The following is a 13672-nucleotide window of genomic DNA, read 5'->3' on the forward strand; positions in this document are numbered from 1 at the left end:
GGACTTTCGAAACGACGAGAATCTCTGGTGGCAGATCGCGGAGTATTCATATGAAACATTCATGATCCGCATGCGTTCGAAGGGCTGAGCGAGCCGCGCCGGCCCTTCGGGATACTCTTATCAGCTTCAGCCGGAAGGAAGCCGGCCGTCGCGGCCCGATGGCGGGCCGACGGACAGCATTCGTGCTGACCGCGTCGATGATGGCACGCTTCAAGAACTCGGTTGTCTTCTGCGGTCAGCAGCAGATCGCTCTTCGGATTGAAGTGGTCTTGTCTTGAAAGTTCGTCACGTTAGTCGGATACTGGATAGGATCCCTTGGGCCATTATCAATCCGAGGAGGACGACCATGGCGATTCAGATCGTGATGGACCGCACCGGCGACAGCCATCACCCTTTCAACCCCCGCGACCTGCAGGAAGTGGCGAAGGCGGAGCAGCGGTTCTATGAGCTGACGAATGCCGGCTTCACCGCCGCGGTCCGGACGGGTCCCGGTCAGATCTCGCAGATCCGATCGTTCGACGCCAGTGCGGATGAAACCCTCTTTTTCCCCAGATTGATCGGCGGCTAGCCGCTCATGTTCGGCTTTCGGCCGTCGGCGTCGGGCGTCCGGTCCCGCACGAGAGCGGCGCGAATGCTCTTCATCAGGCACGGCGCCGAGCGCACACCAGAGGGGCGGTCGCTGCTGCTCTTGCGGCGTTGGCTATCGCCCGCGCAGCGGGAGCAGTTCGCAAGGAGGGGCTACTTCGAGGTTGTCGGAAGCGAAAGTGGGAAGCGGTACCGGATCCACGCCGGGACATCGGTGAACGTGTGCGAGATTGACGATAGAGGCCGCGTGCGGGAGGGGCTGTGCTTCATGCCGATCGGCGCGCTGCCGATCGGAGATGTCATGCTTGCCCAGAAGATTGCGTTGGAAACATCCGAGGGCAAGGCGCGCGCCGTGGCCAGGAGGTTCACGCCGAGCACTTTCCAGTTCAGACAAGCCCGACCTCTCGGTTGAGGCCACGTACCTCGTCGCACCGCTGCACCAACTTCAACTCGGCACTTGAGAGCTGGCCCGTTCGCTTGTCGTTGGCGTTGCTGGACCGCTGGGCTTGCACACGTTGATGGGCGAGAGACGGCAAGATCAGATAGCAACATGATTACGTGTATCTCGAACCATCATTGCCCCTTGCAAACTGATTGCACGCAAGACTTGAGCCGTGGTCCTTGAGCGGGAGTTGGCTGTAACCATCGCCGCCTTCTAGTCCAAAGGCGCAGGTCCGGCCGGCGTCCCTGTTGTCGGCTCATCGAGGTAGACCGGAAGAAACCGGGGGAGCCGCCGACCGGCGCTCATGACCCATCTGAGACATTAGGCGTTGGACCTAGAACAGCGTAGCGTCCACATGCGGTCGAACGCTCAGTTCATATTTGCTTGTGGAGGTTACATGAGGACGGTTTCTTTCGCGGCAGTGGGCATCTTGGCCGGTATAATGCTGTCGTCGGCTGCGACCGCAGCTGAGTTGAGGGTTCTGGCTGGCGGCGCCATGACAGCGGTGTGGGCAGGTCTCAAGCCGAAGTTCGAGCAAACCTCAGGCCACAAGCTTGATATCTTCTTCGGCACCACCTCGAACTTGATAAAGGAAGCGACTTCCGGCAAGCCGTTCGATGTGGGCGTCGTGCCGGTCGAGGTGATGAGGGACGCCGGCGCGCAATCACACTTCGCAGCCGGGCCGACGCTGGACATAGCTCGTGTCGGCCTCGGTGTCGCGGTTCGCGCCGGTGCGCCGAAGCCCAACATCTCCACGCCCGAGGCGTTAAAGGCTGCCTTGCTCAAGGCGGAATCGGTCGCCTCGATTCCGGAAAGCGCAACTGGCTATTTCAATCGCGAAAGTATTCGAGCGTCTCGGCATCACCGAACCGATGAAAGGCAAGATGAAACCGCAGCCGACGCCGGCACAGGTCGTTGCTGTGGTCGCCAAGGGCGAGGCTGAACTCGCGCTGTTCCTGATGAACGTCTTGACGGCGCCGGGCCTCGACGTGGTTGGCCCGTTCCCCGCTGATTTGCAGCAGGATGTCGTATTCACGGCCGCGCTCGGTGCAGGCACGAAGGATGCCGCTGCCGCGAAGGCGCTCGTGGACTACCTGAAAACGCCGGACGCCATATCGGTGATCAAGAGCAAAGGTATGACGCCGGGCTGAAGCAATCAGCTGCGTCGTGGCGCAATGATTTCCATTCTGCCAAAGCGGATTGGCGCATGTCGGCTAATGCGATTGCGATTCTCACGGTGAAAAACCGGACTCCTGGCCCGTTGGCACAATTATTCATTGAACATGCGAGAGCTGTAGCAAAATCGTTGACGACGTGATCTGAGTGCCCGCTCTGTTCAACGATTGTCGACGCCTCTTGAGTTCGTGATGTCCGCTTCGCGTCAGCCTTTATCCCGTTATGGAGGTCCCCTGTTGGCCCATCGCTTCACTCAGTGCGATGCAGCGGCACTTCCGGAGTTTGGGGTAGACCGGAAGTGGCTGACAGACGGCCAAACCGACGCGATTGACCCAAAGCGGCCGGACTGAATCGTCGGCATTGCGAGAGACTTGTAGCTGGCCTCGGCCCTGCTTCCGTGGGCGCGTCCTAATTAGGTCGGCGGCCCCGCCCCGCGTTACGGATCGAGCGAAGCAAGATAGGCTACGATCGCCAGCATGTCGTCCTGGTCGAGGTTGTTGACCACCTGCGCCATCAGCGGGCTCCACTCGCCGCTCCGCGCGCCATGCCCGAAATCGTAGAGCTGGCGAAACATGTAGCTCGGTGAGCGGCCGGCGATGCTCGGCAACGGCCCGAGACCCTTGAGCTCCGGCCCGTGGCACGGGGCGCATGCGACCGTCTTTCCCGACCCGCCTTTCACCAGTGCCTCGCCTTTCGCTATGGTGCCGACCGGCACATAGGCGGTGAAGGTCGAGCGGGGATCGCGGCTCTCGAAACGGTGCAGGTCGTCGGGAATTTCGAGAATGCGTTGCCCAAGCGGCTCACGTTCACCGCCCTCCACCGCTGCCCAGAGGAACGCCGCGATGTAACTTTTCGGCGCGGTATTGCTCTCGACCACCTTGATGCGCTTGCGCGGCTGGAGGCCGGAAAAATAGTCCGCCGCTGCTTCCACTTCCGCATCGGTGATCGGCTTGGAAAGGGCGATCATCAAGCTCGTCGGCAGACGGCCAGCGACGGCGGTGCTGCGCACGCCGCTCTTATAGTCAGCCATTTGTCGGATGATGTAGCTCTTCGGAAGACCTGCGAGGTCAGCGTTTTCCGGACCCCCAGGCCCGTCGGCGCGGTGACAAAACCCGCAGGCGAGCACGTCGGGCTTGCGGCCGTTGGCTACGATGTCCGGCAGCGGCCGATGGTCGCCCGGGTGCCAGATCGGTGCGACGAATCGGTCCCGGAGCTGGCTCCAGGTATACCCGGCCGTGCTGTTCGGCACACGCACAACGTTACCGTCATCGACCGGCGGCTTGTAGTTGGGATTGTTCTCCGGATAAGCCCACCGTGGCGGCGAGTCGCCCGCTGTGGCCGTCGTGATGGATAGCGCCACGCAAACTGTTGCCGACGCAAAGAAAGTTATAGCGATTTTCAGCGCGCCCTCGAACCTGTTCATGATTAGGCCCTCATGCTTCTCAGGCGGTGTTCCGCGGCGGAACACACACGGACGGCACTGCAAAAAGGCGATCAGTGGAGAATGCGATGCCCGCCGAGGGCACATGCTGCTCGTCACAATAGACGGGGACTTCGGCACATCCCGTTGAGCAGCTCCATAGTTACGCTACATCGATCACATGGTGGAGGAAAGAGGCTTGACTGATCTTGGCCCACAGCGTCGGACCTCGACGGTTGCCTTGGTGTCTGCTGCTTGCGGGTAGACCGGACGTGGTCGCGCGCATACTCACTCGACGTTCCTGACCCGGAGCCGTCATTCAGAGGCGCACGGCTTCACGCCACGACTGAAACCAGCGAGATGCCGTCTAAGGCGATTTGGCCAAGAGACCTGCGATGCTCGTATGCAGAATTAACTGCTGGTACTTGGGATCGGGTTCTTCGGCTCGGAGCTGGCCGTGGTCTCTTGAAGTATTGCTCTGGCGGCCTGTAGATCCGGAGTTCCAAAACCCTCGGTGAACTGGCTGTAGAGCGGGGTAAGCAGGTTGTGAGCCTCGCCGCGCCGACCCTGTTCGGTCCACAATCGTGCAAGGCGTGTCGCTGCGCGCAACTCCCACAACTTGGCGCGTTGCTCGCGCGCGGTTGCGGCCGCATGCCCGAACCGTGCTTCCGCGGTGCTCGCATCGGCCTTCGGCAGCCGCAGCATCAGCTCGCCCATCATCCGATGCAGCTCGGCCTCGAACCATCGCTCGCCGGTTTCTTCCACTCGGGCCAGCGCTTCGGTAACAAGATCCAGGCCTTCGTCCACTGCGCCGGACCGGCCGTGGACTTCAGCAAGCAAGCTTCGGAAATAGGGCACCAGGAAGCCCGCTCCGGTGGCCTGCCACATCGCAAGTCCCTCTCGGATCTGCGCGATACCAGCCCCAAAATTCCCAGCCTCGCCCAGCGTCCAACCGCGAATGATGACGCCGGCTCCGAGGAAGTGTGGGGAATCCTGCTCGGCTGCAAGCGCGATCAGCGCATTCGCCCGATCTCGGGCCTCGTCTTGATCCTGGCGGAGCTGCGACAGGATGCAGCCGTAAAGCAGGGCATAGCCGAGGGTGTTGCGGTGGGACAATTCCTTCGCGTCCGTCAGTGCCTCTTCGCTCCTCGCCTTTGCCTGCTCGGGATAGCCGAGGGCGAATAGTCCCCAGGATAGAACGGACAGTCCCGCCACGCTTGGATCCTGCGCGAACAGGAAGGCAAGCGACCGATGGACGGCCCGATCGTAGATAGCGAGCGTCCGCTCCAGATGGGCGCGAGCAGCCACTAACTCGCCGCGAAGCAATTCAGCGGTTCCGACGATGCGGTTGCCAATGGTTTCGGCGGCCGCATCGTTCTGTTCCTGCGCGCGGCGGAGTAAATTCTCGCCTGCAGTTCGACCGGCCTCGAGCTCCGCCCTCACGACGTGAAAAACCCACTCCCCATAGAGAACAGGAAAAAGTCGCAACGTATCGCCGAGGCGCTCGCACAAATCTCGGGCCCGTGCGTTGGTCCGCCCGACCTCCGGTGCGGCCCAACCCTTCGCAGCCATCAGGGCGACACCGAGGGCGACCTGCAGTTCGAGTTCTCGCCGCCATCGTGCGGCGTCGTCGGCGAGAGCAGGGATCAGCTCAAGCCCTTTGGTCAGTTGCGTGATCGCCTCTGCTGTGGCCGAGCGCGCGATCTCTGATTGTCCCGCCCTCAGCCAATAGTCGATCGCCGGTTCGGCCAGCCCCGCCTCCATGTAATGGTGGGCCAGAAGTTCGGGTTGCGCTTGCACTGTCTCCGGAAGATGCTGCTCGAGCGCGGCGGCGATCCGGGCGTGCAAGCGCTGCCGCTTCGCGCGCACCAGGGTCGCATAGGCGGCGTCCTGCACGAGCGCGTGCTTGAAGTTGTAGGTCGCCTGAGGCGGCTGCCCGCGCCGGAACACCAGGCTCGAGCCGACGAGGTCGTCCAACGCCGCCTGCAGCTCGCTCTCCGGCAGCGCCGTCGTCATCACGAGGAGTTCGTGCGAAAATTCGCGGCCGATTGCGGCCGCGACCTGGGCCACCTCACGCGCCGGGGCCAGCCGGTCGAGCCGGGCCAGCAGCGACTCCTGCAGCGTGGTTGGGATCGCCATCGGCGGCAGTGGCCCCGCGAGCGCGTAGTGATCGCCCTCATCGCGGAGCAGATTCGCCTCCAGCACGGTCCGCGTTAGTTCCTCGACGAACAGGGGCACGCCATCCGTCTTGGCGACGATCTGGTCGAGCACCGCAGGCGGCAGCGCCTTGCCGCCGCTCAGCCGCGCAACCATGGCCGCGCTCTGCCGACGGCTCAAGCGGCTGAGGGTCAGCGCGGTGACATGGGCATAGTGTGTCCAGGGCGGCTCGAACTCGGGCCGGAAGGTGATGAGGACGAGCACGGGGGCGCCTTGCACCCGGTCGACCAAAAGGTCGAGCAGCTCGAGCGAGGTCGGATCTGCCCAGTGCACGTCCTCGTACAGGGCGAGGACGGGCCGGCGCGCTGCGAGGCCGAGCACCTGATTGACCAGCTCCTCGAGCGTTCGCTCCTTCTGCCGATGCGGGCTCATGTCGAGCGGCGGGTAGCGCGCATCCGTCTCGAGCGACAGCAATGCCGCGAGCAGCGGGGCCACCGCGGTGACATCATCGATCGACAGCGCAAGCAGCGCCTCGAGCTTGTCGAGCCTCGTTGCGGCGGGATCGTCCGCGGCGAAGCCCGCCGCCCGCTCCAGCAGGCCGATCACCGGATAGAGCGGGCTGGTTTGATGGTGCGGTGAGCAGTAGTGGCTCAGGGGCGTATGCGGCTCATTCTCAAGTCGCCCGCGCAGCGCCCGCACGAGGCGCGACTTGCCGATGCCAGGCTCGCCCGCCAGCAGCACCACCTGGCCTTCACCCTCCTTGGCTCGCTCCCAGTGCTCGAGCAGCAGGCCGATCTCATTGTCCCGACCGACAAGCGGCGTCAGCCCAGTTCCGTGCAACGCCTCGAACCGGCTCTCGGCGCTGCCTTCGCCGACCACGCGCCACGCCCGCACCGGAACGGGAAAGCCCTTCAAGATCTGCATGCCGAGCTCGGCGAGCTCGAACAGCCCGCCAATGAGCTCCCGGGTGCGAGCGGAGATCACTACGGTGCCCGGCTGGGCCAGGGTTTGCAGCCGCGCCGCGAGGTTCGGCGTGTCGCCGACCACGGTCTCCTCGCGCGCCGCGCCTTCGCCGATCAGCTCGCCGACAACCACCGGGCCGGTGGCGATGCCGACACGGGCCGCGAGCTTCTCGCCATGCGCCGATCCCAGTCCGAGCACCGCCGCGACCGCGGCGAGGCCGGCCCGCACGGCGCGTTCGGCCTCATCCTCGTGAGCGCGCGGATAGCCGAAATAGGCCAGCACACCATCGCCCATGTACTTCGCCACGTGCCCTTCGAACCGCGCGATCGCGCCCGCCACCGCGCTCTGATAGTCTCGCAGGACTTCGGCCATTTCCTCCAGATCGAGCCGTGCTGCGAGCGCGGTTGAGTCGGCCAGATCGACAAACATCACCGTGAGCTGGCGGCGCTCAGCCTGAGGTCCAACCGACGCCGCGGCGGGTGCGGCCGTGACAGGGATAGTCGCCGGAATTGAGCCGGCGCGCAGGGCGGCGACGGCGGCGAGCAGCTTGCGGCGATGGCCGATCGAGGTGACGCCGAGCCCGATCAGATCCTCGGCCGTAAGGTCCATGAGGACCTCGGCGTCGATGTCGTTCTCCCGGAACGCCTGCTCGTACCGTCCCAGCCCCAGATCACGCAGCCACGCCGCGACATCCATGGGCGTCTCCCGGCTCGATCGTCCTCAGAGCGCTAGATGCTCCAGCCTACCTCAAAATGGCACGCGCGGGGCGCGGTGAAACGTCATGAGCTGACTGCGGAGGAAGGGCAGCTTCTGGCCCAGGCCGTGTGAAAATCCGGCAACTTGGGGAGCTCCGGCGCATTTCGGGGCCGCCGAGCTTCCAATTCGGTGGAATCGAGCTCCTGTCATTTCGGTGGCAACCAGGAGCTTCGTGTAGGCGCCGATTTGGTCGCGCAGAGGCCGGCCTCACGCCTGCATCGCCTCCAGCAATCCGCCTACGCCTACAATCATGATCACGCGCTTCATGTTGTAGGCGAGCACGTTGAGCGCCATCTCGGCGGCCACCTTTGGCAGCTTTTTCGTGAGAAAGTGCGTTGCTCCCATCCAACACTTCATCGTGCCGAAACTTCATCGTGCCGAACGGATGCTCCGCTGTCTGACGGCGGACACCCGTTGCATTGGGGTTGTGGTCGAGCCGATCCTGAACTTTTTCCAGAACGGCCTCATGCTCCCAGCGTGAGATGCGGCGCTCGGGACCTGTCGTGCACTGAGCTCTTAGCGTACAGGTCTTGCAGGTGCTTGTCCAATATCGGCGCAGTGTCTTTCCGTCCTCTACGTTCGTATAGTGATAAGTTAGCCGCTCGCTGGCGGGACAGCGATAAACATCATTGGCGGCGACATAGATGAAGTCCTGTTTGCCGAATCGGCCAGCAGCCATGGCGCCCGAAGTCATCGGCTTCGGCAACGTCACCGTGATGTCGGCTTCCTCGCAGGCCCTGATCTCCTCGCCATCGTAATAGCCGCGATCTGCCACGACTTCGATCGTTTCGACAGCCATCTCGTCGCGAGCCTGCCTGGCTATGTTGGCGAGTTGGTGTCGATCGCTGCCCACGTTGGTCACCTCGTGAGCCACGATGAGATGATGCCGCGTATCAACTGCAATCTGCACGTTGTAGCCAACGATCCCGGTGTCCTTGCCACTTGTCGCCATCGAGCGCGCGTCAGGATCAGTCAGCGAGATCTGCTTGTCCTCACTCTCTATCATCTCCGCGTTGATCGCATTGAGCCGGATGATCTCCTCCTTGAGCTTCTTGATCTTGCCCTTTAACCGCTCAACCTTCGCCTCCGGCACCGCGTCGCCATGCCGATCAGCGGTCTCGAGCTGCGAGAGATAGCGGGCGATGCTCTCATCGATCCGCTCAAGACGCCGCTTCATCTTGGCCTCGGTAAAGTTCTTGTCCCGCGCATTGACAGCCTTGGACTTTGACCCGTCAATGGCGACGCTTGCTGCACTGAATAGATCAAGCTTGCGGCACAGTGCGACGAACTCGCGACAGACCTCACGAATGGCCTTGCCATTGTCCTTGCGGAAGTCCGCAATGGTCTTGAAGTCCGGCGCCAGCTGCCCGGTCAACCAGATCATCTCGATATTGCGCTGGCATTCCCGCTCCAGCCGTCGGCTCGACGGCACGCGATTGAGGTAGCCGTAGATGTAGATCTTGAGCATCATGCCGGGATGGTAGCCGGGGCGCCCCGTGTCGAGTGGCTGAACCCGAAGCCGTCGCTGAGCAGCCGCATCGACGGCCACGCGCGCGCGATGAAGGATTCAGTCGTTCGGGCGCAGGGCCGCTTCGGCGAGCTGCATCATCCGCTTCCATCGCTCACTTGTCGGGCCGCCCATTAGCAGGAAGTAGCGGACGATCGCGATCGGCAGCCAGGCCTCCATCGCTTGCTTCAGCGCCGCTACCGGCGTGCCGGACAGCCGGGCGTATTCAGATTGCGCGGCGGCATTGACCGCAAGCGGCCGCTGCGGATTGTCGGTGACGTCGAGGGCAAACTCGGTCAGGCTGATGTGAGTGAACCCATGATCGAGGGCCGCTGGCGCGCGGATTGAAAAGGTCCAGTCGATCAGCCGCGGACCGTCCGCCGTCATGATCACATTTTGGAGGTGTATGTCGCCATGGCACAGCCCGTCCTCCGGCTGCTGCAGGCGGTCGATCAGCGCGAGGATGCCGGAGGCGATGTGCTTGGGCACGACGTCGCCCGAGTGCCTGAATGCGGTGTCCATCCAGCCGCGCAGATGGAAGGCCTCCGCTGGCGGCGACATCCTGTGTACGGATAGGCCGAGGGACGCAAGGATCGCACCCGCCTGAGCGAACGTGACGGCGCCGCTGCGCGTGACTTGCAGCAGTGTCGGTCCGTCGAGACGGCCGAGCACGATGCCGAAGCGTCCATCGAGCGTTCACCTCGCCGAACACCTCCGGCGCTGGCACGCCGGCGGCGAAGACTGCCTCGGTCATCCGCACCTCTTGCTGGATGAGCCGCGGCGGGAAACCTTCCTTGAACAGTTTTACGACCTGACCGGGCGCCCAGACGTGGATGTCCGCTGTGCCGCCCTGGTTGATCTTCTCTCCGAGGGCTCCCCGCATTGCCCGTCCTCCCGCCGGTCGCGACCAAACACCAACGGCGGGCAAAAGAGAACCCTCCCGCGATCTTAGTTGTCAGCCATGATCGTGGCTTGTCCCCGGCCGCAGCGTTTGCCAGAATCGCGAAGCGACGCGCGGTTTGAGACAAGCTCGGTTCTGGCCCGTAGCCGAACAGCGGCAGGGCGTGGCAAGTCGCCTGTCGAGGGTAGACTGGACACGAGAAGGCTCGTGCCCCCGATCGCCGTGCTGAGTTTCTGAGATATGGCGTGCTCCTGTCTTGAACGCCCCTGCCAGCTTCTCGCACTGGCAGGGCCGGAGCACAGCCGGACCAACCGATTAGCGGTCATGTTGCCCTGGGGTCGCTACTGTGAAAAAGTGTGAGCCTTGGAGAATGAGATAGGGCTTCGACACGCCGCGCGATGTACCAGCGGCAGCAGATAGAACATCATCTGATTTCGACCGGGAGGGCAGCGTATGGCCTCAAAGTGTCTTCAGAGAATGCTAGGAATCGCACTATTTGCCCTCGTCGTTGTCCCAGCGGCGACGGCGCAAGGACAAGAAATTAAGGTAACACTCTTAGGGACAGGATGCCCTCCGGCCGTTATGAATCGGTTCGGACCGAGCATCCTCGTCGAAGCGGGTGGACAGAAGTTCATTTTCGATGCAGGCCGCGGCGCCCTTCAGCGGCTCAACCAGATCAAGATTCCCTGGCAGGATGTAAACGGCGTCTTTCTCACCCACCTGCATTCAGACCACGTCGTCGGCTTCCCGGATCTGTGGCTAACCGGTTGGCTTACGCCGGGCCGGGATCGGCCACTGCAGGTCTGGGGACCCAGAGGGACGAAGCGCATGATGTCGCTCCTCGAGCAGGCATTCGAATATGACATCAGGATTCGCCTTTACGATGACCGAGCGGCACCAGACGGCGTAGTCATTCTCGCCGAGGACATCACCGAGGGGCTCGTATATGAGAACAGCGGTGTGAAGATCACCGCGTTCGAAGTGGACCACACGCCGGTGAAGCCCGCGTTTGGTTATCGTATCGACTATTCAGGTCGGTCTGTCGTGCTCTCCGGAGATACCCGCACCTCTGAAAATCTCATCCGACACGCGCAGAATGTTGATCTCTTGATTCACGAGGTCGCCTCGCCTGAGACGTTCCAGCGGGTTGGAGTTCCACCAGCGCGAACGACAAGTGTTGTCGCCCACCATGTCACGCCAGAGCAGGCTGGAGATGTGTTTACGCGGACGACGCCCAAGCTCGCGGTGTATTCACACATCGTGCTGCCGAACGCAACCGAGCAGGATCTGATTCCACCAACGCGGAAGACTTACTCCGGTCCCTTGGAGCTCGGTGAAGATCTGATGGTCATCGACGTCGGCGAGAAGGTTGAAGTCCGAAGACCCGCCAAACCTTGACCCCGGCGTAAAATCCAGCACTGACATGATTGAATCAGCTCGGGCCAATTTGCTGCGCCGCGTGAGTCCGGTTCTCGTCCTTAGCTGTCCTTCGTCTTGAGCGTGTGGACGCCGGCTTTCCGGTCGCAAGCGGAAGAAGGACGGATAGTGTCGGCAAGACGGCTTGTGACCCAACGTGGACTCGGGCTGTCAAGCCTGCGGTTTATTGATAGCTGCAACGCAACGTCGCATGGCGGAGCTTACATCACCGGGATATTGTATCTACCTTGAGATGCAGGGGGTCATCATGCACTTAGCACTCAAAGCCCTTATATCCGGCCTCATTCTCTGGCCTTGGCATTTGGCACCAGCTATCGGAGCTGATGTCAAACAGGTGAGCGTCAACGGCACGCAATTCGCCTATATCGAGGCTGGGCAAGGTGATCCCGTTGTTTTGGTGCACGGCGGACTTCAGGACTATCGTTTTTGGAATGCGCATGTTCCGGTGTTCGCGAAAACCTATCGTGTCATCGCCTATAGCCGGCAGAACCACTTTCCGAACGCAACGAACAAGGATGGTCTCCCTGATGCCGCCGCAGACGTTCACGGCGAGGATTTGGCCGCCATCCTGGCCGGGCTCGGCGTAAAGCGAGCTCATATAGTTGCTCACTCGGCCGGCGCACATGCTGCGCTGTTCTTCGCTTTCAATCACCCTGAAATGGTGCAAACGCTGATCATCAATGAACCCCCGGCCACAGGTTTGCTCGCCGGAGCACCCGGAGGCGCGGAGATCTTGAAGGAATGGAACGTTCGGTTTGCGTCCACACGGGACGCGTTCCGAAATGGCGAGATCGATGCGGGGCTGCGGCTGTTTGCCGAAGCTGTGGGCGGACCCGGCACCTACGACCGGCGGTCCGAGAGCGATCGCAAGATGATGTCGGACAATGCGCTGTCTTCCGTCGCGGACGTGATAAGTACCCGCCCGCGTCCGGTGTTCACCTGTGACATGGCAAAGCGCATTTCGGCGCCCACGCTTGTAACGAATGGTGAGCGCAGTCCCGAGTTCTTCCGGCGCATCGTGGACGAACTGGAACGATGCCTGCCTCAACGAACTCGGGTCAAAATTCCCGACTCATCTCACACCGTTCCGGGAGAAGCCCCGCACGCCTATGACGAAGCCGTAGTTGCCTTCATCGCGAGCCACTAACAAAGTGCGGCTGCTCGTGTGCTCTGAGGTGCCTTAGTCTGGTGACCACCGGAGCGCTCTAGCTCTCTCTTTCGCCCCGTCCACCATTGGTGAAGTGATTGAATGAAGCAGCGCGACTTCCGGTACTGGGCCCATGGCTGACTGTCTGCGCGATAGGCGCGGCGGCCGCTGCCGGACGGTGAACGGACCACCCTGGTGCAGGCTGCCGAGGACAGTCTTTGGACCCGCAGCGGACGCACGGATCAGACGATAAATCCACGATAAAGTAGGTCTGGCATCCTGCACTGTACCAACGAAGCGGAAACCTTTGCGCGTCTATGTTCTGATCAACTGCTGTTTCTCGCCCGTGTCGCCGCTTGCGATCGGGGCGGCATGAGGCGAGTCAGCGCGGCATCCGAGACGACGCGACCATTCCAAATGCCAGCGATGAGCTCGTCCTTACTGACGACGCATTCCCTGTTGCGGGTCAAATACTTCTGAAGGTCGAGCATCTGCGGCATAACAGAGATCGTCTCGGCTCCCTGCCGCAGCTCCGCCGGTTCGTATCCAGCGCAAAATCGGAAAAGGAGCAAAGCAAAAATCGAAACGGAGCAAAGCAAATGCGTCCTCCTACGGCACGATCGCACCTAACGAGCTGGGATGTAAGCAGATGGTAAGAAGAATGGAAGCCGTTTGTAAAGCGCTTCCTATGACCTCGGTTCATCCTCGTGCGCGGCTGAACAGTATGAACTGCTTGCCGATCTCGCGTCACGAGGGAGGGCATCATGAGGCGGATGGTTGCGCTGACGGGGGACGTCGCTGGAGCGACACTCTTGCTCTGTGTCGCATGCGTTCTCGCCTCTGCGAACCGCGCTCACGCTCAATGCTCGGCGCGTGATGTGTTGCATAGGCAGTTGATACTCAAGGCGACGGCCGTCGGCCCGACACGGATGGGTCCAGTGACGTCCGTTTCGGATGTTGCCGGATGGAAAACAATCAGCATCGGAACGTTCCCAGATACGTTCGCTCTAATTACCGCACTGAGTGTGACCTTGCCCCCATATGTGGAACGGCCCGCGTGGCAAGAGCTTTTGCAGTCGATTTCACACATTGGAACGGTGCGGTCATATGTCCGGCCTTTGCGCGCGGCACATGGCCGCTGGCCTCGATGAGATCCGCGGAACGAGGAGCTAAATCAAGTT

At 62.0% G+C, this 13672-nt stretch carries 9 protein-coding genes and 1 pseudogene; 6 read left to right on the top strand and 4 right to left on the bottom strand.

The window, feature by feature from the left end:
• Positions 1–346 precede the first annotated feature (346 nt).
• From IVA91_RS09240 to IVA91_RS36640, 4 genes are all read left to right on the top strand, one after another.
• Positions 347–568, top strand: coding sequence for a hypothetical protein (locus IVA91_RS09240; RefSeq protein WP_247280285.1), 222 nt, complete (start codon positions 347–349; stop codon positions 566–568).
• Between the two features lie 63 nt (positions 569–631).
• A complete protein-coding gene (locus IVA91_RS09245; RefSeq protein WP_247280284.1) occupies positions 632–997 on the top strand; it encodes a hypothetical protein in 366 nt (121 codons plus the stop codon).
• A gap of 427 nt (positions 998–1424) precedes the next feature.
• Positions 1425–1970: a substrate-binding domain-containing protein gene (locus IVA91_RS36635; protein WP_253075140.1), complete on the top strand. Its 546-nt coding sequence runs from the start codon at positions 1425–1427 to the stop codon at positions 1968–1970.
• A complete protein-coding gene (locus IVA91_RS36640; RefSeq protein WP_253075139.1) occupies positions 1912–2178 on the top strand; it encodes a substrate-binding domain-containing protein in 267 nt (88 codons plus the stop codon). The genes IVA91_RS36635 and IVA91_RS36640 overlap by 59 nt, the downstream gene beginning before the upstream one ends.
• A gap of 461 nt (positions 2179–2639) precedes the next feature.
• On the opposite strand, the gene IVA91_RS09255 is transcribed toward IVA91_RS36640, so the two are convergent.
• The 4 genes and pseudogenes from IVA91_RS09255 to IVA91_RS09270 form a co-directional block, all read right to left on the bottom strand.
• On the bottom strand, positions 2640–3626 hold the full coding sequence (locus tag IVA91_RS09255; protein WP_247280283.1) for a c-type cytochrome: 987 nt from the start codon (positions 3624–3626) through the stop codon (positions 2640–2642).
• Between the two features lie 408 nt (positions 3627–4034).
• Positions 4035–7439, bottom strand: coding sequence for an AAA family ATPase (locus IVA91_RS09260; protein WP_247280282.1), 3405 nt, complete (start codon positions 7437–7439; stop codon positions 4035–4037).
• A 267-nt stretch (positions 7440–7706) separates the two neighbouring features.
• Positions 7707–9000: pseudogene (locus tag IVA91_RS09265) on the bottom strand (IS1182 family transposase); the annotation flags it as partial.
• A 66-nt stretch (positions 9001–9066) separates the two neighbouring features.
• The gene (locus IVA91_RS09270) at positions 9067–9678 is read right to left on the bottom strand and encodes a phosphotransferase (RefSeq protein WP_247458565.1); all 612 of its coding nucleotides are present in this window, start codon (positions 9676–9678) and stop codon (positions 9067–9069) included.
• Between the two features lie 811 nt (positions 9679–10489).
• Between IVA91_RS09270 and IVA91_RS09275 the strand changes: the two genes are divergently transcribed.
• Both IVA91_RS09275 and IVA91_RS09280 read left to right on the top strand, forming a co-directional pair.
• Positions 10490–11305, top strand: coding sequence for an MBL fold metallo-hydrolase (locus tag IVA91_RS09275; protein WP_247280280.1), 816 nt, complete (start codon positions 10490–10492; stop codon positions 11303–11305).
• Positions 11306–11591: 286 nt separating this feature from the next.
• Positions 11592–12491, top strand: coding sequence for an alpha/beta hydrolase (locus IVA91_RS09280; protein ID WP_247280279.1), 900 nt, complete (start codon positions 11592–11594; stop codon positions 12489–12491).
• Positions 12492–13672: the final 1181 nt, after the last annotated feature.

The organism is Bradyrhizobium sp. 153 (assembly GCF_023073835.1).
In the GTDB taxonomy this organism is placed as follows: Bacteria; Pseudomonadota; Alphaproteobacteria; order Rhizobiales; family Xanthobacteraceae; genus Bradyrhizobium.

What these genes read in the sequence shown, in the direction of transcription:
- IVA91_RS09275 (WP_247280280.1), top strand. Translation starts at nt 10,490, where the DNA reads ATGAATCGGTTCGGACCGAGCATCCTCGTCGAAGCGGGTGGACAGAAG.
- IVA91_RS09240 (WP_247280285.1), top strand. Translation starts at nt 347, where the DNA reads ATGGCGATTCAGATCGTGATGGACCGCACCGGCGACAGCCATCACCCT.
- IVA91_RS36635 (WP_253075140.1), top strand. Translation starts at nt 1,425, where the DNA reads ATGAGGACGGTTTCTTTCGCGGCAGTGGGCATCTTGGCCGGTATAATG.
- IVA91_RS09280 (WP_247280279.1), top strand. Translation starts at nt 11,592, where the DNA reads ATGCACTTAGCACTCAAAGCCCTTATATCCGGCCTCATTCTCTGGCCT.
- IVA91_RS09245 (WP_247280284.1), top strand. Translation starts at nt 632, where the DNA reads ATGCTCTTCATCAGGCACGGCGCCGAGCGCACACCAGAGGGGCGGTCG.
- IVA91_RS09260 (WP_247280282.1), bottom strand. Translation starts at nt 7,439, where the DNA reads ATGGATGTCGCGGCGTGGCTGCGTGATCTGGGGCTGGGACGGTACGAG.
- IVA91_RS09255 (WP_247280283.1), bottom strand. Translation starts at nt 3,626, where the DNA reads ATGAACAGGTTCGAGGGCGCGCTGAAAATCGCTATAACTTTCTTTGCG.
- IVA91_RS36640 (WP_253075139.1), top strand. Translation starts at nt 1,912, where the DNA reads ATGAAACCGCAGCCGACGCCGGCACAGGTCGTTGCTGTGGTCGCCAAG.